The sequence below is a fragment of the Bradyrhizobium sp. AZCC 1578 genome, assembly GCF_036924675.1.
Lineage (GTDB): Bacteria > Pseudomonadota > Alphaproteobacteria > Rhizobiales > Xanthobacteraceae > Bradyrhizobium.
This window is the reverse complement of sequence record NZ_JAZHRZ010000001.1, coordinates 3,791,043-3,814,383: the sequence shown is the minus strand read 5'-3', so window position 1 is coordinate 3,814,383 and position 23,341 is coordinate 3,791,043. Positions and strand designations below refer to the sequence as shown.

Annotated in this window: 16 protein-coding genes and 3 pseudogenes; 8 read left to right on the top strand and 11 right to left on the bottom strand. The window is 63.9% G+C overall.

The genetic code is table 11. The annotated features are described in order from the left end of the window. Positions 1-85 precede the first annotated feature (85 nt). The 3 genes from V1290_RS18115 to V1290_RS18105 form a co-directional block, all read right to left on the bottom strand. The gene (locus V1290_RS18115; RefSeq protein WP_334365665.1) at positions 86-1,249 is read right to left on the bottom strand and encodes a TAXI family TRAP transporter solute-binding subunit; all 1,164 of its coding nucleotides are present in this window, start codon (positions 1,247-1,249) and stop codon (positions 86-88) included. A 145-nt stretch (positions 1,250-1,394) separates the two neighbouring features. Continuing rightward, positions 1,395-2,690: a hypothetical protein gene (locus V1290_RS18110; protein WP_334365664.1), complete on the bottom strand. Its 1,296-nt coding sequence runs from the start codon at positions 2,688-2,690 to the stop codon at positions 1,395-1,397. A gap of 155 nt (positions 2,691-2,845) precedes the next feature. Next, positions 2,846-3,820 carry an NADPH:quinone oxidoreductase family protein gene (locus tag V1290_RS18105; protein ID WP_334365663.1) on the bottom strand — a complete coding sequence of 325 codons (975 nt, stop codon included), beginning with the start codon at positions 3,818-3,820 and terminating at the stop codon, positions 2,846-2,848. 110 nt (positions 3,821-3,930) lie between these two features. Here V1290_RS18105 and V1290_RS18100 point away from each other — a divergent pair, with 110 nt between their 5' ends. From V1290_RS18100 to V1290_RS18070, 7 genes and pseudogenes are all read left to right on the top strand, one after another. Then, positions 3,931-4,770 carry an SDR family oxidoreductase gene (locus V1290_RS18100; RefSeq protein WP_334365662.1) on the top strand — a complete coding sequence of 280 codons (840 nt, stop codon included), beginning with the start codon at positions 3,931-3,933 and terminating at the stop codon, positions 4,768-4,770. Positions 4,771-4,935: 165 nt separating this feature from the next. Continuing rightward, positions 4,936-5,565, top strand: a complete 630-nt coding sequence (locus V1290_RS18095; protein ID WP_334365661.1) for an invasion associated locus B family protein — start codon at positions 4,936-4,938, stop codon at positions 5,563-5,565. A gap of 168 nt (positions 5,566-5,733) precedes the next feature. After that, positions 5,734-6,933 (top strand): 23S rRNA (adenine(2503)-C(2))-methyltransferase RlmN, encoded by a 1,200-nt coding sequence (rlmN, locus tag V1290_RS18090; RefSeq protein ID WP_334365660.1) that lies wholly within the window; start codon positions 5,734-5,736, stop codon positions 6,931-6,933. A gap of 29 nt (positions 6,934-6,962) precedes the next feature. Beyond that, positions 6,963-7,456: pseudogene (locus V1290_RS18085) on the top strand (hypothetical protein). Between the two features lie 271 nt (positions 7,457-7,727). After that, a complete protein-coding gene (locus V1290_RS18080; protein WP_334365659.1) occupies positions 7,728-8,489 on the top strand; it encodes a phosphatase PAP2 family protein in 762 nt (253 codons plus the stop codon). A gap of 211 nt (positions 8,490-8,700) precedes the next feature. After that, positions 8,701-10,038, top strand: a complete 1,338-nt coding sequence (gene argG / locus V1290_RS18075; RefSeq protein ID WP_334365658.1) for an argininosuccinate synthase — start codon at positions 8,701-8,703, stop codon at positions 10,036-10,038. A 266-nt stretch (positions 10,039-10,304) separates the two neighbouring features. Beyond that, complete coding sequence (locus V1290_RS18070) at positions 10,305-12,059, top strand: alkaline phosphatase (RefSeq protein WP_334365657.1); 1,755 nt, start codon at positions 10,305-10,307, stop codon at positions 12,057-12,059. A 128-nt stretch (positions 12,060-12,187) separates the two neighbouring features. Here the strand turns inward: V1290_RS18070 and V1290_RS18065 are convergent, their stop codons facing one another. Further along, complete coding sequence (locus V1290_RS18065) at positions 12,188-12,823, bottom strand: TetR/AcrR family transcriptional regulator (RefSeq protein WP_334365656.1); 636 nt, start codon at positions 12,821-12,823, stop codon at positions 12,188-12,190. 199 nt (positions 12,824-13,022) lie between these two features. On the opposite strand from V1290_RS18065, the gene V1290_RS18060 reads away from it, so the two are divergent. Further along, positions 13,023-13,979, top strand: coding sequence for a homocysteine S-methyltransferase family protein (locus V1290_RS18060; protein WP_334365655.1), 957 nt, complete (start codon positions 13,023-13,025; stop codon positions 13,977-13,979). A 55-nt stretch (positions 13,980-14,034) separates the two neighbouring features. Here V1290_RS18060 and V1290_RS36540 read toward each other — a convergent pair. The 7 genes and pseudogenes from V1290_RS36540 to V1290_RS18025 all read right to left on the bottom strand — a co-directional run bounded on the left by V1290_RS36540 (position 14,035) and on the right by V1290_RS18025 (position 23,327). Next, positions 14,035-16,093, bottom strand: a pseudogene (locus V1290_RS36540) (OmpA family protein). A gap of 209 nt (positions 16,094-16,302) precedes the next feature. Continuing rightward, positions 16,303-16,534: pseudogene (locus tag V1290_RS18050) on the bottom strand (hypothetical protein). A gap of 83 nt (positions 16,535-16,617) precedes the next feature. After that, the gene (locus V1290_RS18045; RefSeq protein WP_334365653.1) at positions 16,618-17,004 is read right to left on the bottom strand and encodes a VOC family protein; all 387 of its coding nucleotides are present in this window, start codon (positions 17,002-17,004) and stop codon (positions 16,618-16,620) included. Between the two features lie 42 nt (positions 17,005-17,046). Next, on the bottom strand, positions 17,047-17,874 hold the full coding sequence (locus tag V1290_RS18040; RefSeq protein ID WP_334365652.1) for an FkbM family methyltransferase: 828 nt from the start codon (positions 17,872-17,874) through the stop codon (positions 17,047-17,049). A 252-nt stretch (positions 17,875-18,126) separates the two neighbouring features. Next, entirely contained in the window at positions 18,127-20,121 is a 1,995-nt protein-coding gene (locus tag V1290_RS18035) for an ABC transporter ATP-binding protein/permease (RefSeq protein WP_334365651.1), read from the bottom strand. Between the two features lie 118 nt (positions 20,122-20,239). After that, a complete protein-coding gene (locus V1290_RS18030; protein WP_334365650.1) occupies positions 20,240-22,393 on the bottom strand; it encodes a hybrid sensor histidine kinase/response regulator in 2,154 nt (717 codons plus the stop codon). Positions 22,394-22,541: 148 nt separating this feature from the next. Continuing rightward, complete coding sequence (locus V1290_RS18025; protein WP_334365649.1) at positions 22,542-23,327, bottom strand: succinate dehydrogenase iron-sulfur subunit; 786 nt, start codon at positions 23,325-23,327, stop codon at positions 22,542-22,544. Positions 23,328-23,341: the final 14 nt, after the last annotated feature.

Sequence of the window (23,341 nt, the reverse complement as noted above, 5' to 3'; positions counted from 1 at the left end):
TCGGAACGGGCTTTTGATTTTCTGGCCTTGATGAACCGGCAGCCGTCCCGGACCAAATCCGACGCCGGCTTCCGCCGGAAGACGCCTAGCGGGTCTGCGCCCTGGCGCCTCGCTCCGCTTCCCACGCCTGGAACTGCTTGAAGAGCGCTTCCTTGTCCGCGTCGGTCTTGACGCTGGCCGCCGTCGTCGGGCTCTGCTTCAGGAACTCATCGAACCTGGCGCGTGACACGGCCTCGACATTGTGAGTCTTGAGCCATTGCTCGGCAACCGGCAGACGCTGCCAATCAGGGAGCGGCGCCGACAGCGAGACCTCCTTCCACTTCGGGTGGAACGGCGGGTTCTGGAATGTCGGGAACTTCGTGAAGAACGCGTCCACGAACTGGGCCAGCTTGCGGTAGCGCTCGGTGTTGGGTGCCCAGTTGTAGGCTGCGAGCACCGCAGGCACCGCAATGGTATCGACCTTCGCGCCTTCGGCGATCAGGTTGGGATAGTCCTTCGAGGTCAGGGTGGCCGGCAAGTAGTCGCCCTGCAGTGGCCGCGAATAGTCGACCGGAACCAGATGGAAGCGGTCGTCCTTGAATGCCGCGACGGACTTGTACGGTTTGCCGCCGACGGCAATCACGGCGTCGATCTCGCCAGCCCGCATTCTCTCCATCGCGATGCGCTGCTCGAGATAGAGGAAATTCGGTTTGATGCCGAGCCGTTCGAACACGATCGCGGCGGTTACGAAGGTGCCGCCATTGGGAAGGTCGACGCTGACCTTCTTGCCGTTGAGCTGGCTGATGTTGGTCACCGACTTCGACGCGAGGACGTACATCTCCTCGTTGTAGAGCTTCGTCACATAGGTAAATTGCTTCTTGATGTCCTTCGCAAAGCCCTTCTTCTCGAGATAGTCGAGCGTGTCGGCGCGCACGATGCCGAGGTCGACGCCCTGCAGGAACAGGATGTCGGCCACACTCTGCACGGAGCCGCGCCCGACGATCGGAAGTACGCGCAACTTGTTTCCGTCGTCGAGCACGGAAGCGAGGTCGGCACCGAACTGCACATAGGTGCCGCCGATTGTTCCTGAGATCAGCGTAACTGTGTTGGCGTTCAGCGCCTGCTTGGTGGCGACCGAACCGAACTGGAAAATGGCCTTCAGGCTTTCGCTGACTTTGGCCGGATCGTATTCCGTCTCAGCGGCCTTGGCCGCCGTATTGCTGCATGCCACCGTTATGGCAAGCAATGCCATTCCCATTAAGTGCCGCATGGGTTCCTCTGCGCTGGTCTTGAGTAATTTTCTTGAGTAATTGCGTAGAGCGACATGACTTTTTTCGAATCGTCATCTCGCTCTATGTCTTTGATTTGAGCATGATTCTTTCGGAAAACCGGTTCCCACTTTTCCGGATCATGCTCTAGTTCTGCAACTGGCCGAGCCGCCGCTTCGCATCAGGCGACCCGAGCTGGGCGGCCTTCTGGTACCAGAGCCGCGCCGCTGCCGGATCGGGCGTGACGCTCCGCAAATCCTGGCTGCCCAGCACTTGCGGATCATACGTTCCGGCCAGCATCAATGCCGCCTCCGCCTCCTGCGCGTCCGCCGCGCGCTCAAGCAACAGACGGGCGGAAGTAATGTCGCCGATCGCGAGCAGGCCCTTCGCTCGCTTCAGCAACGCCGCAAGTTCGTCCGGATCGATGCGACGTGCCGGAGCCGCCTCGCGCGCGGGCTCATGTGCCGCCGGTGCGGCCGCAGCAACCGGGGCCGCCGGATTGATCGCAGCGACGACGTCGTTGGCTGCTTCGCGCGCCACCGGCTCCGGCACCGCGACCTTGCCCTTGAGTGCGCTCTGATAGGCGGCGGCAATTTCGTCGCGCGTGGGCGATGCGGATGCCAGCGCGGTGGGCGGCGAGCGGCGAGCGGCTGCCATCTCCGCACCGGATGGCTCGGCGGCCAGTGGCGGCGCCGCAACGCGCTGCGGCGGTGCGGGCTCCGGCACCGCTGCGGCGAGTTGGGCGGCTGGCGGCGCGCTGCCGCCACCACCGAGCGAGGCGTTGAAGATGACGGCCCGGGTCGAATCGATCGAAAACAGCGCGAGAACGGCCGCTATCGCCGACACGATCACGACGCCGGTTACGATGCGCCCGGCGCGCGCCTTCTTCAGGCCGCCGCTGCCGAACCTTCCGCTGCCGAACGTATATTCGGAAAGCTGCTGATGTGACTCTTCCTCGTAGTTGGAGAGGAAAAGCGGCACCGGCTCGTGTGGCGGGAGCTCCTCCGGCAACACATCTGTCCGCTCAAACGATGGCGCAAAAGACTGAGCGTACTGCGGCTGCTCGTATTGAGGCTGCTCATATCGGGGCTGTTCGTACTGAGGCTGTTCGTATCGGGGTTGCTCGTATCGAAGCTGCTCGTACCGAGGCTGATCGGCCTCGTACAACCGAGGATCGCTGATGGCTTCGTCGAATCTGTCGAACGGATCTCTCGCCTGGATCGGCTTGGCGTTCTCCGCCATGATGATGCTCCCCACTACTGAACGCAACGACGGGCGTTCCCCTGCACCTACTTCTTGCTTTTGTTGACGTACAGGAGCCCCTTGACTGATGGTTAAAATCGCACACGGATTGGGCTCAAAAAACGGCGGCGGCGGGTGGGAATGAGGAGATATTTTGGTATGATTGAGGCAAACAAGCGACATCCTGCCGTTTGAAAACACGCATTGTTACCGAGAAACTATATCGGTGAGATGAAATTCATGCCGCAGACGCGAAAAAATGTGCGTCGCTAGTCCGTGCATCGCACGGACCGCTCTCCCTCTTGTTCCTCTCTTCTTCCGAGTGGGCGACTAAGTTCGACAGATGATCGCGCACCTCAGGGATGCAGGATCACCTTGCCCATAGCTTTGCGGCCGGCAAGCACCTTCAGCGCTTCGGCGGTTTGTGCCAGCGGAAAGGTGCGGTCGACATGCGAGGAAATCTTGCCTTCCGCCGTCCACTTCACGAGCTTTTCCAGGTTGGCGCGGTTCTTCTCGGGATTGACCCTGGTCCACGCGCCCCAGAACACGCCGCGGATATCGCAGCCCTTGAGCAGCGCGAGGTTGAGCGGCATCTTCGGAATGTCGCCCGCCGCGAAGCCGATCACCAGGAAGCGGCCTTCCCAGGCGATCGAGCGCAGGGCGGCTTCGGCGTAAGGGCCGCCGACCGGATCGAAGATGATGTCGACGCCCTTGCCCCCGGTGAGCCGACGCAAGCCCTCTTTCAAATCTTCCTTGCTGTAGTTCAGCGTCAGCTCGGCGCCGTGCGCCTTGGCAAATTCCAGCTTCTCGTCCGACGACGCGCAGGCGATCACCTTCAGGCCCATCAGCTTGCCGAGCTCGCAGGCCGCAAGGCCGGTGCCGCCGGCAGCGCCCAGCACGGCAAGCGTCTCGCCGGGCTTCGGGCTGGCACGATCTTCCAGGGCGTGCAGTGCCGTGCCGTAGATGATGATGATCCCGGCGGCGCGGTCAAAATCCAGATTGTCGGGGATATTCACGATCGAGCTTGCCGGCAGCGCGATCTTTTCGCGCGCGCCGTTGTGGCCGCAGGACGCCACCACGCGGTCACCGACCTTCAGGTCGGTCACGCCGGCGCCGACGCTTTCGATCACGCCGGCAACTTCGGCGGCCGGCGAAAACGGGAACGGCGGCTTGATCTGGTACTTGCCCTGGATCATCAGGATGTCGAAGAAATTCAGCGCCGCGGCCTTGATCGCGATCACGGCCTGTCCCGGTTCGGCCACCGGATCGGGCACGTCGGCCAGCACGAGATCGTTCGGTTGGCAATATTGCGAGCAGAGAATGGCTTTCATGGACACACCTGATTTTCGGACCAACGATGAGCTGACTGCTTCATGCCGGATTTGAAGCCGGGCTACAATCCGATTCGGACGCATGACTCGCGGGTGAAGGGATTCAAACGATGTTTGAAAACAACCTGTTGGCCGGAAAACGGATACTGGTCACCGGTGGCGGCTCGGGGCTTGGAGCGGCGATGGGACGCCGCTTCGTCGAGCTTGGCGCAGATCTCGTCATCTGCGGCCGACGGCTCGAATTGCTGGAGGCGACTGCCGCGCAGATGCGTGGTGAACTCGGCGGCAAGGTTACTGCAGTCCGATGCGATATCCGCGACGGCGCGGCCGTCGATGTAATGATGGACCAGATCTGGCGGGAGGCGCCGATCGACGTGCTGGTCAACAATGCTGCCGCGACCTTCATCGCGCAGACCGAGCATCTTTCGTTCCGCGCGGCGGATGCGATCCTGGCGCCGACGCTGCACGGCACGATGTACTGCACCCTTGCCGCGGGCAGGCGCTGGATCGAAAGCAAGCACGAGGGCGTGGTGCTGAGCATACTCTCGACCTCGACGATCACCGGCCGCGCTTTCACGGTACCCTCGGCGATGGCGAAATCCGCCGTGCTGGCGATGACCAAAAGCCTTGCGGTGGAATGGGGACCGAAGGGTGTGCGCACGGTTGCGATCGCGCCCGGCGCGTTTCCGACGCCCGGCGCGTCTGGTCAGCTCCGTCCTGAAGGTCGCGATGAAAGCTGGGCGCAACGCAATCCGCTTGGCCGCGCCGGCGAGCATGGCGAACTTGCGAATCTCGCGAGCTTTCTGATTTCCGACCAGGCCGGTTACATCAATGGCGAGATGGTGGTGCAGGATGGCGGCGCGCATTTGCGCAGTTCCGGCGCCGAGGATCTGCTGCAATGGACCGATGCGCAGTGGCAGAAGCAGCGCGAGCGCCGTTCCAGGGATTGAAGTCGAGACCCGCGCTCTGAATTCGAAGGTATCAGGGACGAAGCGTCGCCGCGGCGGTGAGTAACACCGTAACTGCCTTCCCAAAAAAGCATTTCCCGGCTATCCATCCCCGGCGGCGCGATGCGCCCGCGGGCCATCTTCCAGTCACAATAATGAGGGAACCAGTTGTCCGTGTTGCGAATACTGGCATTTCTGGTTGCGATTGCGGCGTTGTGCGGGACGACAGCCCTCGCGCAAACACCGAGCCCTGCTGCGAAGGGCGCCAAGGACTCCGGCAAGGCGGCACCTGCACCTGCACCAGCGGCAAAGAAGCAGGAACCGGCAGCGGCTGCTGCCGCGGGCGGCGCGGAACCTACCTTGATCGGTCAGTACGGGACCTGGGGCGCCTACACCGCGACGCCGAATGGCAAGAAGGTTTGCTTCGCGTTGGCGAAGCCGTCGTCGTCGAAGACCAACCCGCCGAACCGCCCGCGCGATCCCGCCTACGCTTTCGTCTCGACGCGTCCGGCTGAAAAAGTCGTCAACGAAGTTTCGATCATGATCGGCTACGCGCTGAAGCCGGGCTCGGAATCCTCGCTCGAGGTCGGCGGCGCGTCCTATGCGATGTATACCCAGGGCGATGGGCTCTGGATCAAGAACGCCGCGGAGGAAGAGCAAATGGTCGCGGCCATGCGCAAGTCTGCCGAGGTCACCATCAAGGGCGTCTCTGCCAAGGGGACCGAGACCACGGACGTCTTCTCGCTCAAGGGGCTGTCCCAGGCGCTCGACCGGCTGGCACAGGATTGTAAGCGCTAGACGGCATTTAAGCTCAGAATGGCGTTGTTTAGGGGCCGGGGAAGGCCTATTTGATTGACTTCGTAGGGTGGGCAAAGGCGCACAGCGCCGTGCCCACCATCAACGTTTTTTGGTGGGCACGCTGCGCTTTGCCCACCCTACACCGCCTCAACCATCTCGTGTGACTTAATGACGCTTTCATCTTCCGTGGCGCCGCTGGAGAAGGTTCCACTCGAAACCTATGTGCCGCCGGCAAAGCCCTCGCTGATCGGGCTGTCGCGCGCCGAGATCGCCGACCGGCTCGGCGAGATCGGCGTTGCGCCTGCGCAGCGCAAGATGCGCACGCAACAGCTCTGGCACTGGATGTACTTTCGCGGCGCCAAATCCTTTGCGGAGATGACCAGCGTCTCCAAGGACATGCGCGCGCAGCTCGAGCAGCATTTTACCGTCGATCGTCCCGAAGTGGTGGCCGAGCAGATTTCCAACGACGGCACCCGCAAATGGCTGTTGCGCCTGCCGAGCGGCGACGCGTTCCAGAAGGCGCATGAAGTCGAGTGCGTCTACATCCCCGAAACCGATCGCGGCACGCTCTGCGTTTCCTCGCAGGTCGGCTGCACGCTGAATTGCTCGTTCTGCCATACCGGCACGCAACGGCTGGTGCGCAACCTCACCGCGGGCGAAATCGTCGGCCAGATCATGGTGGCGCGCGACCGCCTCAACGACTGGGCCGATCGCGAGACGCCGACCGGCAGTCGCCTCGTCACCAATATCGTCATGATGGGCATGGGCGAGCCGCTCTATAATTTCGACGCGGTGCGCGATGCGCTGCTGATCACAGCCGACAATGAAGGCATCGGCATTTCCCGCCGGCGCATTACGCTGTCGACCTCAGGCGTGGTGCCCAACATCATCCGCACCGGCGAGGAGATCGGCGTCATGCTCGCGATCTCGCTGCATGCCGTGCGCGACGAATTGCGCAACGAGCTGGTGCCGCTGAACCGAAAATATCCGATTGCCGAACTGCTGCAGGCCTGCCGCGACTACCCGGGCTCGTCGAATGCGCGGCGCATCACCTTCGAATATGTGATGCTCAAGGGCGTCAACGATTCCCTCGACGACGCCAAGCTGCTGGTCAAGCTGCTCAAGGGCATTCCGGCCAAGATCAACCTGATCCCGTTCAACCCGTGGCCGGGCTCGCGCTACGAGTGCTCGGACTGGGAGCAGATCGAAAAGTTCTCCGAATACATCTTCAACGCCGGCTATTCGTCGCCGGTCCGCACGCCCCGCGGCCGCGATATCCTCGCCGCCTGCGGCCAGTTGAAGTCGGAGACCGAAAAACTGTCCGCGCGCGAGCGCCAGGCGCTCCGCGCCATGGCGATGACGGATTGAGCGATCCTCGCAATGACGGTGCATGAACCATGGCACTAGTCGGCCGCTTCTTCGTCATCCTGTTCGCCTTCCTCGCCGCCTGCTTCGTGGCGGGAATGATCGTGGTCGGCGCGGTGCTGTATCCCGAATTCAGCGATCTCGGCGGCGGACCGATCGACCAGGGCGCGCTGAATGTCGTGCTCGGCTTCGGCTTCATCTTCCTGTCCGGCTTTGCGCTGCTGCCTGCGCTGGTGGTCGTGCTCATCACCGAAGCGTTCTACATCCGCAGCGTGCTCGCTTACGCGGTCGGCGGCGGGATTGTTGGCGCGGCCTGCTATCTCGGCCTCGTTCCCCCTTCGACCCCGAGACGTTGACTTTTGATGGTATCGTGCGCCGTCATCTCGAAATCATGACCGGTGCAGGCATCGTCGCCGGCCTCGTCTACTGGTTGATCGCAGGCCGCACCGCCGGCGCCTGGCGCGAACCGCCGCCCCCGATAAAGCCGCCGCCGCCGCTGCCATCGCAGTCACGGCCGCTGTCATGATGCAGAGTACGGCCGTCATTGCCAGCGACAAACGCGAAGCGTTTGCGCAAGGGAGCGACAGCGACGACCCTTCTCCGCTTGCTGCGCAAGCTTCGCAGGGCCGGGAGTCCGCCGAAGCGCTTTGCGCGAAGGCGGAAGCAATCCATTCTGTCCGCGAATGAGAAAATGGATTGCTTCGCGGAGCCTGTCATCCGGCGGCGCCTCGCGCCGACCGGGTGGCTCGCAATGACGGGCCTTTTCATCCCCAATCGCCTCGGCTAAACCCCGCGCCATGAACCGGACCGGACTTGTCATCGCATTGGGCCTGTCGCTCGTTTTCGGACTGCTGTTTGGAATCTTTCCCGAACTCGACCTGAAGCTGGCGGCATTGTTCTACGATCCCGCGAGCACCTCGTTTCCATCGAAACAGAACGGGCTTTACGCTTTCGCGCGCGATGCCGCGATGTGGATCGCCTGGGCGCTGGCGCTGCCTGCCCTGATCGCCATTGTCGCGAAGCTGCTGCGGCCGGATCGGCCGATGCTGGTTCCGGGACGCGCGGCAGTGTTCCTCCTGGTCACCATCCTGCTCTCCGCGGTCGTGCTGACCAATCTGACCTTCAAGAGCCATTGGGGACGGCCAAGGCCGGTGGTGGTGACGGAGTTCAACGGTCCCTGGGAATTCGTGCCGTGGTGGGATCCGCGCGGGGCCTGCGGGCGTAATTGCTCGTTCTTCTCGGGCGAGGGCGCCACCGCATTCTGGACCTACGCGCCCGCGGCGCTGACGCCGCCGCCGTGGCGGCCGTTGGCCTATACGGCGGCGACCCTGTTCGGTATCGCGACCAGCGTGCTACGGATGGCGTTCGGCGGACATTTCTTCACCGATGTCGCAGCCGCCGGTCTCGTCAGCTTTTTCGTGATCTGGCTGGCCTATGCCTGGATCTACCGCTGGCCGTCGACCAGGCTCACCGATGCGCAAATCGAAGCCGCGCTGGCGCGCTGGGGCTGGCCCGGCTACCGCCTGTGGCAGCGCTGGCGCGGGCGCGAGGCAGGATAGTCCGTCCTCAGCAGCCAGGCGCCATTAAACGCGTGCCCATTGCGGCGAAATTTGTTATTCGCCGCCTCAAGCCGCCAGAGTTTCGGTTCTGATTGAATCAGAACCGAAACTCTAAATTATTGTTTTGACGCGTTTTCTTCACGCGAACCGGTATCCACTTCGCTCGAAAACGCTATAACGACATGCGCCATTTCGACCGATTGGAAGCTCGATGAGTACGATCCTGAAAAGCCTGCCCAAGGGGGAAAAAGTCGGCATCGCTTTCTCGGGCGGTCTCGACACCAGCGCGGCGCTGCTCTGGATGAAGCAAAAGGGCGCGCGCGTTTTTGCCTATACCGCGAATCTCGGCCAGCCTGACGAGGCCGACTACGACGAGATTCCGCGTAAAGCGCTGGAGTTCGGCGGCGAAAAAGCCCGGCTGGTGGATTGCCGCACGCAACTGGTCCACGAAGGTATTGCCGCCATCCAATCGGGCGCCTTCCACGTCTCTACCGGCGGCATCGCATACTTCAACACCACGCCGCTCGGGCGCGCGGTGACCGGCACGATGCTGGTCTCGGCGATGAAGGAGGACGGCGTCAACATCTGGGGCGACGGCTCCACCTTCAAGGGCAACGATATCGAGCGGTTCTACCGCTACGGCCTGCTGACCAATCCGAACTTGCGGATCTACAAGCCCTGGCTCGACCAGCAGTTCATCGACGAATTGGGCGGGCGCGCGGAAATGTCGGCATTCATGACCGCCAACGGATTCGCCTACAAGATGAGCGCCGAAAAGGCGTACTCGACCGATAGCAATATCCTCGGCGCCACCCACGAGGCCAAGGATCTCGAGCGTCTCGACAGCGGCATCAAGATCGTCAACCCGATCATGGGCGTGCCGTTCTGGCGCGACGACTGCGCCGTCAAGGCCGAACAGGTCACCGTGCGTTTTGAGGAGGGCCAGCCCGTCGCGCTGAACGGCCAGACATTCACCGATCCGGTCGCCTTGTTCCTCGAGGCCAACGCCATCGGCGGCCGGCATGGCCTTGGCATGAGCGACCAGATCGAGAACCGGATCATCGAGGCCAAGAGCCGCGGCATCTACGAAGCGCCCGGCATGGCGCTGCTGCACATCGCCTACGAACGCCTGGTCACCGGCATTCACAACGAAGACACTATCGAGCAGTACCGGATCAGCGGCATGCGCCTTGGACGGTTGCTGTACCAGGGGCGGTGGTTCGATTCCCAGGCCCTCATGCTGCGCGAAACCGCCCAGCGTTGGGTGGCGCGCGCGGTCACCGGGGAAGTGACGCTCGAACTGCGCCGTGGCAACGACTACTCGATCCTGAACACCGAGAGCCCGAACCTGACCTATCAGCCGGAGCGGCTGAGCATGGAGAAGGTCGAGGACGCCGCGTTCTCGCCGGCGGACCGCATCGGCCAGCTCACCATGCGCAACCTCGACATCGCCGATACCCGCGCCAAGCTGAAGCTTTATTCGGACACGGGCCTGCTGGCGGGCAGCGAAGGCTCGGAGATTTTCAAGCTAGAGAGCGACAAAGGCTGAGAAACTCTCGTGTCCCGGACGCGACGCAGCGCGTTAGCGGTGCGGCGCAGAGCCGGGACCCAGGACCACATAGCCGATACGCACTTTTTGGGCCCCGGCTCAGCAGCGCAGCACTGCGTGCTGCGCTGCGTCCGGGGCACGAGAGCCACGCGGGTTGGTCGCCGTTATGGATACGTCATCCGGGACAGCTAGATTTTGCCCGCCTGAATTCTCTCGGAACAGCCACGCACGCTGCCCGTACCGTGTGTCCGACCGGAGCCTCGATCATGATCAAGCCTGTCACTCTCACCCTCGCTCTCCTGCTTTCGGCATCGGCGGCCGATGCCCAGACGATTTATCCCATCGACCGCGCCGAAATCCTTTCCGGTGCGCAGTTCGACTTCAAGGTCGAATTTCCCGACAAGGTCGATCCGGCCAAGCTGAAGGTGACGGTCAACGGTCAGGACTACGCCGTTGCCTTCGGCCGCGCCGGAACGTTTGTCGACCGTGAGGACGGCAAGGACCAGTCGGCGCTGATGCTCCGCGACGTCGCGGTGACCGCGCCCGGCCCTGTCGTTGTCGAAGCCGGAGACGGCACGCGCAGCCGCAAGGTGACATGGACCGTTTACGACACCGGCCCGCGCAGGGCGAAGAACGTCATCCTGTTCATCGGCGACGGCATGTCGCTATCCCATCGCGTCGGGGCGCGGTTGCTTTCCAAGGGCATCGCTGAAGGGAAAAGCCTCGGCAAGCTTGCGATGGACGACATGCCGCATATGGCGCTGGTGGCGACCGCGGGTTCCGATTCGATCATCACTGACTCCGCAAATTCGGCTAGTGCTTACGCAACCGGCCACAAGAGCGCCGTCAATGCAATGGGCGTCTATGCCGACCGCACCAGGGACCCGCTCGACGATCCCAAGGTCGAGACTATCGCAAGCCTCGCCAGGCGCCGGCTCAATTTGAGCATCGGCATCGTCAGCAACACCGAAATCGAGGATGCAACGCCGGCGGCGATGGTGGCCCATACCCGTCGCCGTGCCGAGTATGATCCTATCGTCGAGCAGTTTTTCGCGGCGAAGCCCGAAGTGCTGTTGGGCGGCGGTAGCGCCAATTTCCTGCCAAAGGCTGCGTCCGGAAAGCGCAAGGACGATGTCGATTACATCGCGCGTTTCCGCGAGGCCGGCTATCCCGTGGCGACCACCGCAAGCGAACTCAACGCGCTCTCGGCAAAGCCCGAGACGCGCCGGCTGCTCGGCCTGTTTGCCTCCGGAAACATGGACGGCGCGCTCGACCGCAAATTCCTCAAGGGTGGCGGCGTGAAGAAGTTTCCCGAACAGCCGGACCTGACCGAGCAGGTTCAGGCCGCCTTGGACGTGCTGTCGAGAAACGAAGCCGGCTTCTTCCTGATGGTGGAATCCGGAATGATCGACAAATACGCCCATCTGCTCGACATGGAGCGCGCGGTCTATGACACCATCATGCTCGACAACGCCGTGCGCCTTGCCCGCGACTGGGCCAGCAAGCGCGGCGACGACACCCTGATCCTGGTCGTGGCGGACCACAGCCATCCCAACAGCTTGGTCGGCACCATCAATGACGATATGAGCACGACGCCGAACGTGCCGTTCCGCGAGCGCGTCGGCGTCTATGACAAAGCCGGCTTCCCCAACTATCCGGCGCCTGATGCGGACGGCTATCCGTCGCGCGTCGACGTTAGCCGGCGGCTTGCCATCTTCTCGGCCAGCCTTCCCGACCACTACGAGACCTTCCGTCCCAAGCTCGATGATCCGAACGCACCGACCGTGAAGGGCGACGATCCCGCAACCTTCAAGGCCAATGAAAAATACAAGGACGTTCCCGGCGCGGTGCTGCGGCCGGGCAACCTGCCGGCGATGATCGGCGCGAGCGTGCATTCCGGCGAGGACGTCATCCTGACCGCGGCTGGGCCTGGCAGCGAACGGGTGCGAGGCTCGATGGACAATACCGAAGTCTTTCGCGTGATGGCGGAGGCGCTCGGCCTTGCCGCGGCGGGACGGTAGTCCCTGTCGTCCCGGCGAAAGCCGGGACCCATACTCCGCGGCGGATATTGTTGAACCACTGGTCGATGGCTTTCTCTCAACAACCGGCATTTGTGGTTATGGACCCCGGCGTTCGCCGGGGCGACGGCCTAGTTTGGTGCAAACATCAGTTTGATGCAGCTTCGAAAGATCATGATCTGCCGCTCCAGTCGGCCGGGATCGTTCAGCGTCTTGGACATGATGATGGCGCCGTCGACGATGCAGGACAGCATGTCGGCGACATCGTCGAGGTCGACCGGCTCTCTCGGCGGATAGACCGCCGCGATGCCGTCGAGGATCGTGCGGAAGCGCGCATTCCAGTCCCGCACGGACTGCGCGGTGAGATCGCGTATCTCACGGTCGAACAGCCGTTCCTGATAGCAGATGCTGGCGATCAGGCAGCCGGGATGTCCGTTCGGCAGATCGGCCATCGTTTCCGCAAGCAGCTTCAGTGAAATCAGGAACGCCTGCAGCGGATCGTCCGATAGCTGTTGGCCGCGCCCGAAGATTTCGTCGAACAGGCGATCATTGGTTGCGACATATCGCCGGACCATTTCGCGGGCGAGCGCGTTCTTGTCCTTGAAGTGGTAGAAGAAGCCGCTCTTGGTCAGGCCGGCCTCGGCGATCACTTCCTCGATCGAGGTGGCGCCGAAGCCTTTGGCGAGCACGGCTGCCTCCGCGATCTCGAGAATGCGCTCGCGGGTGGCTTCGCCCTTGCCCTTCGGGGCCTCCAAAACTGCACTCATGGTACGGTTTCTCCACGGCCGAAAGCCGCAGGAGCTTGCGTCCTGCTGGCAACCATTTGATTTCGTATCATTTTGCAGCTCAAGGTTCATCCGCACCACGAGCCGCCTAGGCGGCCGCGACACTATGAGGCACCAACATCGCCGGACCTGGCCGATGCGCGAGACGTGTCGAGGTCCTCGAATTCGCGGAGATGTTGAAATGGCCAAATACCGACACGCCCTGCCGCAGCGCCGCGGTGGCGTTTTCCTCACCGATGGCGGCATGGAAACCACGCTGATCTTCCACGAAGGCGTGGAGCTGCCGCATTTCGCGGCCTTTGTGCTGCTCGATAGCGCCGAAGGGCGGGAGAAGCTGAAGCAGTACTATGCCGCCTATCTCGCGGTCGCGCGCGAGCATGGGGTTGGCTTCGTGCTCGACAGCCCGACATGGCGTGCCAATCCGGATTGGGGCACCAAGCTCGGCTATGACGCGTCCGCGCTCGCTGGGATCAATGTCCGTTCGATTGCATTCCTCGAGGAGCTGCGCACCGGCTGGGAGCGGCCAGGCGCACCCTGCGTCATCAGCGGCGCCATCGGCCCGCGCGGCGACGGCTACAAGGCAGGCAACATGCAGGCTGACGAAGCCGAGGCCTATCATCGGGCGCAGATTGCGGCCTTCGTCGAAGGCGGCGCTGACATGGTCACCGCCTATACCCTTACCAGCATCAATGAAGCGATCGGCATCGCGCGCGCCGCGCGGTCGCAAGGGATACCGGCGGCCATCTCGTTCACTGTGGAGACCAATGGCCGCCTGGTGAAAGGAGAAACGTTGCGTGAGGCGATCGAGACCGTGGATCGCGAGACCGATGGTGCGCCCGAATACTTCCTGATCAACTGTGCGCACCCCACGCATTTCGAAGACGCGTTGAAGGCGGGCGAAGCCTGGACCGAACGTATCCATGGCATCAGGGCCAACGCCTCGACAAAGAGCCACGCCGAGCTCGACGAGTCAGTCACTCTGGATTCGGGAGATCCGGCTGACCTCGGGCGGCGCTATGTTGCGCTCACGAGCGCATTTCCGACGATGCGCATTCTTGGCGGCTGCTGCGGCACCGATCATCGGCACGCCGCCGCCATTTGCGAAGCGTGCGTGCCACCGCGGGCCATCAGCGCTTGATTCAAAAAATGGCCGGGATTGCTCCCGGCCATTTTCATGTTGATCGACTGCCAGCTCAGCGCGGCGGCGCGGTGCCGGGCGGGGGCGGCGGCAGCGACGCCTGACCGCCAGTGAGCAGCGGCGTGATGTTGCGGATGGTGACGCGCCGGTTGATCGGGCTCGGCCCGTCGGTCTGCTCCTTCAGGTACTGCTCGCCATAGCCCTGCGATGTCAGGTTTTCCGCAGGCACGTTGAACTGTTGCGTCAGCAAGGTGGCCGCCGATTCGGCGCGGCGGTCCGACAGCGACAGATTGTCGACGTCGTTGCCGACCGCGTCGGTGTGGCCCTCGATCAGGAATACCGCGCGCGGATTTTGCTGGATTGCGCGGTTGAGGCCGTCGGCGATCACCTGCAGTTTCGCCGCCTGATCGGGCGGGATTTCCCACGATCCGGTTTCGAAGTTGATGGTGTTGACGTCGATGCTCGGCATGCGCTGGCGCACGGTCGGGCTGTAACGGATTTCGTCCAGCGAATAACGCCGCTCGATCCGTTCCACCGGCGGCGCCATCAAGGTGTCGTAGATCACCTCCGGCTCCGCCTCCTCGGCATCGACGATGTAGCGGTTATACGGGATGCGTATCGTCGGCGGCGGCAGCGCGACGAAGAAGCCGCCGGTCGCCCGTGGATCGCGGTAGCTGTTGTCGATGATGATGATCTCGCGGCCGCGCTCGTCGCGGCGGATACGCCGCAGCAACTGGCCGTCGCGGCCCATCACGGTGATGACCTGGCTGCCGTCGGGCCTGATGACGACAGTACGGGTCTCGCCGCCGACGGTCTGGGTCTGGATATCACGCGCACCGTAACGGAAGCGGTCCACCTCGCTGTGACGGACATATGTCTGTCCGCCCGGATCGCGAATGATGATCCGGCCGGGTTCGGTGATGACCGTGCGGCCGCCTTCCTGAACTTCGCGGCGCTGGCCGCGGAAGTCGTCGAGACGTTGCGGTCCTGCGGCCCGAGTGCCCGGGGCGATCACCCGGAGTCCCTCTTGAGGCGGAGGCGGCGCCGGCAGTGGTGCCGTGACCTGCGGCGCACGCTGGAAGGCCGGCGCGACCGTTGGCGGCGCGTTCTGGACCCGGCCTGCCGGCGGCGTGGCGGCCGGGGCACCGGGCACGGCGGTTGGCGCCGCGGGAGCGGTCGTGGTGCCCGGAGCCGCCGGAGTTCCAGCAGCCGGGGGTGCCGTCGGCGCGGGTGTCGCGGCCGGCGCCGTTCCAGCGGGGGCGCCGGGAGTCGGCGCGCCGGGGCGGCCCGTCGGTGGTGTTGGCGCCGGCGTTGGCGCACCCGCGGCTGGAGGCGGTGTGCCGGGGCGTCCCTGCGGTGTCGTTGGCGCGGTCGTCGGAGCGCCCGCAGCCGGTGGTGTCGTCGGAGTACCCGCGGCTGGTGGCGTCGCGGGCGGCGCGCCGGGACGCGCCGGCGGTGCGGCCGTGCCGGGCGATGGAGCGGTCGTCGGCGACGCGGCTGGAGCCGGCGTCGGCGAAGGTCTCGCGCCGGCCGCTGGGGGTGGCGGCACGGGAGACGGAGTCCCCTTCTGAGCGGAAGGCGGCGTAGGTGTCGGCGTCGGTGCCGCCGGCTGCTTCGGCGCAGTGGGAGCTGCCGCTGGTGGCGGAGGCGGCGGTGGAGTCGGACGCGCGGGCGCCGCCGCGGGAGGTGGCGGTGTCGGAGTCGGACGCGCAGGCGCGGCCGCAGGAGGCGGCGGCGGAGGCGGTGTTGGACGCGGCGGTGCGGCTGCCGGAGGAGGCGGCGCCGGTTGTTGGACGTGGCGGCGGTGCAGCCGCCGGTGGTGGGGGCGTCGGTGCCTGGCGTGGCGGTGGGGCAGCCGCCGGCGGCGGTGGGGCAGGCGCCGGACGTGGAGGCGGCGCCGCGGCCGGAGGCGGCGGAGTAGGCGCCGGTCGAGTGGGGGCGGCCGCCGGTGGCGGCGCTCCCTTCGGCGGCGGCTGCTGCCCCTTGGCTTTGCCCTCCTCTTCCTTGGCTTGCGCCAGGACAAGCGGAGCGGTCTGCGCATGCGATGCGAAGCTCGCTAGCTGCGTTACCGACAGGGCAGTTGTGGCGAGCAGCACGATGCGAAGGTTTGTCATGATGTCCTTTGGTCCCCGGAAAAGGCCTGGCAGTAACGGAAGTGCCGTGTTGACGTATCAGTTGGTCGATCAGCAGCTAATCATTAGGCCGGATTATGGCGGCTTACAAATCGCCCGTAGCTTTTTATTTCATGAAAGCAAAGGGTTGCGTGGTCCCTCGTTCATTGCGCGTTCAGACGGTGCTTTCAAAGTTTGTTTCAAGGTTTGTATCATTCGGTCTCCGGATCGGTGGCTGGGTTGGGCGTTCGCGGGCCATTCGGCCCACGCACCGGTAGCTCGTCTGGCATCTCGCCCCGGCAATTCCCGCGGCTGGGGCGGCCGGCCCGGTTCATGCACCGGTGGCGGCACCTCCGGACGAGGACGGCCCGGTGGCTCCTCGCGCGGCGGCTCCGTCGGTTGTCCCGGTGTCGCCGGCGGTACCTCCGGCGGTTCAATCGGCATCGCATCTCCCGGACTACAAGTTCCGGGAGCGATAACGGCGACGCGGGCGTCAAGTTCCCGCATGATCCAATAATGGAACCGAGCTACTCGGGTGCGTGGCAGACAGCCTCGATGTTGTGCCCGTCGGGATCGAGCACGAACGCGCCGTAATAGTTCGGATGATAGATCGCGCGGATCCCGGGCGGACCGTTATCGCGCCCGCCCGCGGCCATTGCCGCCTTGTAGAAGGCGTCAACCGTGGCGCGGTTCTTCGCCGCGATCGCGACATGCAGCGGCTTGTCCATTCCGCCCTCGCCGCCGATCCAGAAATCGGGCTTGCCATTGGCGCCGAAACCTGCGGCGGGCTGCTCGCCTGGGCGGTCCTGCTTGACTTCCATCACGAGGGTGTAGTCGAGCGGCGCCAGGGCTTTCAGATAGAAGGCCTTGGAACGTTCATAATCCGAAACCGGAAATCCGATGTGATCGATCATCAAGCCCTCCTGCGGTTTGAGAGATGGGTTCGCAACGGAAATTCAGCCTCGCATCAGCAGCGTGTTGCTGCGGGTCTTGCCGGTCTCTGCGTAACCCTGCGAGCGCATGTCGGCGATGCAGTCTTGCTGCCATTCGTCCTTCGACAGATGCTCGATCACGATCGCGCGGGGCCACAAGGCCTGCGGTGCGTCGGCGAAGAAGCCGGTCAACACGCGATCCTCAAATCCTTCGACGTCGATCTTGAGCGCGTCGACATGTGAGACACCAGCCTCGTCAAGGATGCGCTGCAGCCGCAGCGACGGCACTTTGATCGCCTTGCCGGAGGCCCCGCTTGACACGATGTGGCTGGCACCGAGATTGTCGCCATCGGTCTCGATCATCAACTCGCCATCGGCGGGACCGGCGGCGGCCGCGACCAGCCGCACCTGCCTGTAGCCGGAGGCGGCGTTGTTGAAGGCAAGCCGCGCATGCGTGACGGGGTGCGGCTCGATCGCGATCACCTTGCCGCCGGCGCCGACATGGCGCGCCAGCGCAAGCGCATAGGTGCCGACATTGGCGCCGACATCGACGAATACGCCGCCAGCGGGCACATGCGCGCGGAGAAAATTCAGTTCTTCGAGATTGTAGTCGGGATTGAACAGCGCGCCGCGCTCGGTGGCGCTGGCCTGGTGATAGAAGCGGAACGAAGCGCCCTGGTATTGCACGTCGACAGGCCCTGTCCGCAACAGGTTCACCAGCCGCGACAGCATCGGCCGGAACGCACCGCGCTTCAGCCGCGAGCGGTGGGCCAGCGAGATAATAGCGGCTTGTGCGGCATTCGGGGCGAACGCGCCGAACGGCGCGGGCGAAGGGTCGTTATCGGGCGTCAAACGGTGGTCCTCGGATAGAAGCGGCGCATGCATAGCCGGTTTTACGGCAGCGAAACAGGTTCAATTTCTGTCGCGATCGATCGGTCTGCTATGTCCTTGCAAAGGCGGGGCACCGGTACGTTGCGGCCTATCTGCGTCATTGCGAACGCAGCGAAGCAATCCATAGCGCGGCGAGTGAAGAGCTGGATTGCTTCGCTGCGCTCGCAATGACGGGCTGGATGGATCGTGCGCGCCACTCGGCGAGAAAGAGATCTACGCCGCTTTCTTCGCAGCTTTCCGATGGCGCAGGAAACGGCCGAGCAGGCGCTGTCTGTCCTTGCGCGGAATCAGGTCGACGTCACTGACCAACTTGGCGCCGCCCTTGCGTCGTTCCAGCACGATCTTGCGGCTATGGAACGCCTCCAGCTCGGCGCGATGGGCGACGCTGACGATGGTGGCGCTCGGCAATTCCTTGATAACGAGCTCCATCATCTTGTCCTGGCTCTTCTCGTCGAGCGCGGACGTCGCCTCGTCAAGCACCACGATATCGGGGTTGTGCAGCAGGAGGCGCGCAAACGCCAGCCGCTGCTTCTCGCCGCCGGACAGCGTCTGGTCCCATGGTCCCTCTTCCTCGATCTTCTCCCTGAGATGGTCGAGGCCGACCTTGTGCAGGGCATCGCAGATCTGCTCGGCGAGCCAGTCGTCGGCCGCGCCGGGATAGGCGATCGCGCGTCGCAGCGTGCCGGAGGGGATGTAGGGTTTTTGCGGCAGCATGAAGAGCCGGCGGTCAGGATGGAAATTGACGCTGCCGCCGCCCCAGGGCCACAGCCCGGCGAGCGCGCGGACCAGCGTGCTCTTGCCGGTGCCGGACTCGCCGGCCACCAGCAATCGCTCGCCGGGTTCGATCACGACTTCGGTCTCGCCGACGACGGCGGTGCCGTCGTCCAGTGTCACCGAGAGATCGTTGAGGCTCAGCATGGCGCCGCCTTCCGTCTTCCCACGCTGGATGCGGCCGATGCCGTCGCCCTGCTCGGCACGCTCCAGGCCGTCGAGCGACATCATCAGCGAAGCGATGCGGCGCGCGCAGGCGTTCCAGTCGGCCAGCCGCGGATAATTATCGACCAGCCAGCCGAACGCGGTTTGCACGATGGTGAAGGCGGATGCCGCCTGCATCACCTGGCCCAGCGTCATGCTGCCCTCGAGAAATTTTGGCGCGCACAATAGTATCGGAACCACCGGAGCGATGAGGTGCGATCCCTGCGACACCAGCGTGGTGCGCATGTGCTGGCCGGCGAGCCGCGCCCATTGCTGCAGCACTTTTGAGAATGTCTTGTTGATGCCGTCGCGCTCTTCCTCTTCGCCGCCGAGCAGCGCGATGCTCTCGCCGTTCTCGCGCACGCGGGTCAGGACATAGCGGTATTCGGCCTCGGCCTGGTTCTTGTTTTCGGACACCTGCACGAAGCTTCGTCCGATCGCCGTGATCGAGCCCGAAGCGATCGCAGCGTAGACGATCGCGGCGATCACGAGGAAGCCGGGGATGGTGACGGTCGAGTCGACCAGCGTGATCGTGAGAGCGCCGCCGATGGTCCAGAGCACGACGATGAAGGTGGCGGCTGACAGAAACGCCGATGTGACGCCGGCGACGAAATCCACCGGCGAATCGGTCGCGATCCGCAAATCCTCGGCGATGCGGTATTCGGGATTCTGATGATCGCCGCCGACCAGGTTGAGTTGATAGTAGCGGCCGTTGGCCAGCCAGCGCGAGATCACCGCATTCGTGAGCCAGGCGCGCCAGCGCCGTTGAATGCCCATGCGGGCGAACACCTGGGCCACGCCGAGTAACGCGCTGCCGATGGCCAGCGGAAAGAACACCGCGGTGAGAAAATAGACGGTCGCGGCGTCGCGCCTTTCGATGGCGTCGAAGATTGCGCGATGCCAGACATTGATGCCGTACTGAAATCCGACATTGGTGACGATCAGGAGCAGCAGGCCGATCGATAGCAGCCACGCCAGCCGGTCGCCGCCGCTGCCCCAATAGCCGCGCGCGCTGATCCAGAACCGCGTCAGCAGATAATTTTTGCGGGCCTGCTCGGCCTCCTCCGGAGACATTTCCGGATCGGGCTCGACGACCTCCGGCGGCGGCGGTTCGACACGTTCACCGCCTTCCGCCGTGACGTCCACGAACTCCGAATCTTCTTGTTTCTCAGGGGATTTCTTGGCTGAGGATTTCCTGACAGATGGCTTGGGCTTCACATCGGGTCTGGCCATGCCGCGATAACGTAAGGGAAATCAGATGGTTCCCGCTGGTTGTCCGAGTATCCCTCCGCCGTCATTGCAATGACGTGGAAAACGCCGAAGCCAATCATTGGCACTTACGGCGCCTGGATCACGCTCGCGTTTCCGCGCTCGGCTCTACCTTCCGCCGGCCAACCCGGTGCAGCACATGGGAGAGCTGCTCGATCGAGTAGGGCTTTTGCAGCAGCTCGAAACCGTAGCTGCCGTGCTCCGACAGCACGTGGCTGTAGCCGCTGGTCAGCACCACCGGCAGGTCGGGATGGCGGCGGCGGACTTCCTGGGCGAGTTCAATGCCGGTCATGCCGGGCATCACGACGTCGGTGAACACGGCATCGAAATGCTCGGCGCCGGCCGCCAGTTCTTCGAGTGCATGCACGGCGTTGCCGACGAGCCTGGTGGCGTAGCCGAGTTCGGCCAGCGCGTCGGTGGCGAAGCGTCCGACCTCGGCATTGTCCTCGACCACGAGCACCGACATCCCGCTTCCGTCGATCGCCGCGGCATCTGCTGCCGGCGTTTGTCGCGATTTGCCGCTGCCGGCGGTGCGCGGCAGATACAGCGTGAAAATGCTGCCCTTGCCCACTTCGCTGGACACAGCCACTTCGCCGTCGGATTGCTTGGCGAAGCCGAATACCTGCGACAGGCCGAGCCCGGTGCCATGGCCGGCCTGCTTGGTCGTGAAGAAGGGTTCGAAAATACGTTCGACCTGGTCCGGCGGAATGCCGCTGCCGGTATCGGCGACGGATACGGTCACATAACCATATGGATGCTGCGGCTGCGGGGCGGCATTGGGCAGGCTGGCCGCCATTCCGACCGCAATCGTCAGCCGTCCGCGGCTTTCCATAGCGTCCCGCGCGTTCACGGCCATGTTGATGATGGCGGTTTCGAACTGGCCGGCGTCGGCGTTGACCAAGCACGGTTCTTCCGGCCCAAGGATGACAATTTCGATGCGCGAACCGATCAGGGTGCCGATCATTTCACTCAGCATCTGCACGGTCCGCCCGACGTCGAACACCTCCGGCTTCAACGTCTGCCGCCGCGCGAAGGCCAGCAATTGCCCGGTCAGCTTGGCGGCGCGGGTCACCGTATCCGAGATCGCATCGATATAGCGCAGCCGCCGCTGTTCCGGCAGGTCGGGCCGCCGCAACAGGTCCACGGAAGCGCGGATCACCGTCAGCAGATTATTGAAGTCGTGCGCAACACCGCCGGTCAACTGGCCCAGCGCCTCCAGCCGCTGACCGTGCTTCAACGCTTCCTCGGCCACCCGGCGCTTCTCGGCCTCGAAATAAAGGTGGCGCGTCCGGCGCAAGGCCAGCCCCAGAAGGGCAAACAGCAGCGCGGTGGCCGGCGCACCGAAAATCAGGTGCTGGCTCATGGTGGACAGCCAGCGCGCCCGGATCACCGACGTCTCGAGGCCGGCGCTGACATAGATCGGGTATTCGGCCAGCCGCTGATATCCGAGGCGCCGTTCGATGCCGTCGGTCGATGAGGTCACGGTGACGAGGCCGGCCTTGGGATCGGACTTGGGATCGGCCGCGAGCAGTTTTCCGATCGGGCTGTTGCGGTCGAGACGGACCTCGCGGCCTGCAGCGGGAAAGCGAGCTAGCACGGCGCCGTCCGCGCGACCGACCGCGAAGAAACTGCCCGGCTCGCGGCCGATCCGGGCGTAGTAATTTTCGAAATATTCCGGCAGCACGGAGGTCTGGATCACACCTGCGAAGCTGCCGTCCTCGCTCGGGCGCCGTCTGCCGACGCCGAAGAATGCCGCGCCCTGATAGGGCGGCCGTGGCGTGAGCGCCTCGCCAATATAGGTTCCGATATCGCCGGCGACGTGGGCTTTGAAATAGTCCCGGTCGGAAAAATCGATCTCGGGCGCCGGGACGACGAGGCTGTTGACGAGCGCGTGGCCCTTGGCGTCGAATATCCAGGCCGACTTCACCTGCGGCAGGGAGGCGACCAACTGCTTCAGCCGCAAATGCAGCGCTTGTTCGCGGGCAACGATGTCAGCGTCGGGAAGGTCGCGGATGATCTCGGCGATCTCCGACAGGCTGCGGTCGATGGTCTCGAATACTTTCAGCGCATGCTCGTGCGCGACATCCAGCGTGCGCTCGATTTCACGGTCGGCCGTTTCGCGGATCGAGACCCAGGAGACAGCGGATGCAAATACAAAGAGCGCCAACGGAAGCGCCAATGAGGCGACCATCATCCATTGCAGCAGTCTCAGCGAATTAGGTTGCGCGGTCTGCACGCTCGCTCCGGCTTCGTGCCAAGCTTAACGCAAAGTCGTGCGAGGAATAAAGCGGAGCGGCGAAGGGAACTTGCGCTTCGGGCGGTCAAGCCGGATTGATCATAATAGATTCAAATCCGGCCGCCGTTCGCGTTCCCCAAATCTACGGCTAGATCTGGCGCTCGACCATCTTCAGCTTGAGTTCGGCAATGGCTTCCGACGGGTTCAGGCCCTTCGGGCAGGCCTTGGCGCAGTTCATGATGGTGTGGCAGCGGTAGAGCCGGAACGGGTCTTCGAGGTTGTCGAGCCGTTCGCCGGTCGCTTCATCGCGGGAATCCTTCACCCAGCGCGTCGCCTGCAGCAGCGCGGCGGGCCCGAGGAAGCGTTCGCTGTTCCACCAGTAGCTCGGGCAGGACGTCGAGCAGCAGGCGCACAGGATGCACTCGTAAAGGCCGTCGAGCTTTTCACGGTCCTCGTGGCTTTGCTTCCATTCCTTCTGCGGCGTCGGCGTCGTGGTCTGCAGCCACGGCTCGATCGAGGCATATTGCGCGTAGAAGTTCGTGAGGTCGGGCACCAGGTCCTTCACGACAGGCTGATGCGGCAGCGGATTGACTTTCACCGCGCCACCTGCGGCCACGTCGTGCATCGACTTGGTGCAAGCCAGCGTGTTCTGGCCGTCGATGTTCATGGCGCAGGAGCCGCAGACGCCTTCGCGGCAGGAGCGGCGGAAGGTCAGCGTCGGGTCGATGTTGTTCTTGATCCAGATCAGGCCGTCGAGCACCATCGGCCCGCAATCGTTGATGTCGACATGATAGGTGTCGATGCTCGGGTTCTTGCCGTCGTCCGGATTCCAGCGATAGACCCGGAACTCGCGCGTCTCGGTCGCGCTTGCCGGCTTCGGCCAGGCCTTGCCGCCGGTGATCTTCGAATTTTTCGGAAGCGTGAATTCAGCCATGCTTGCAAGCCTTC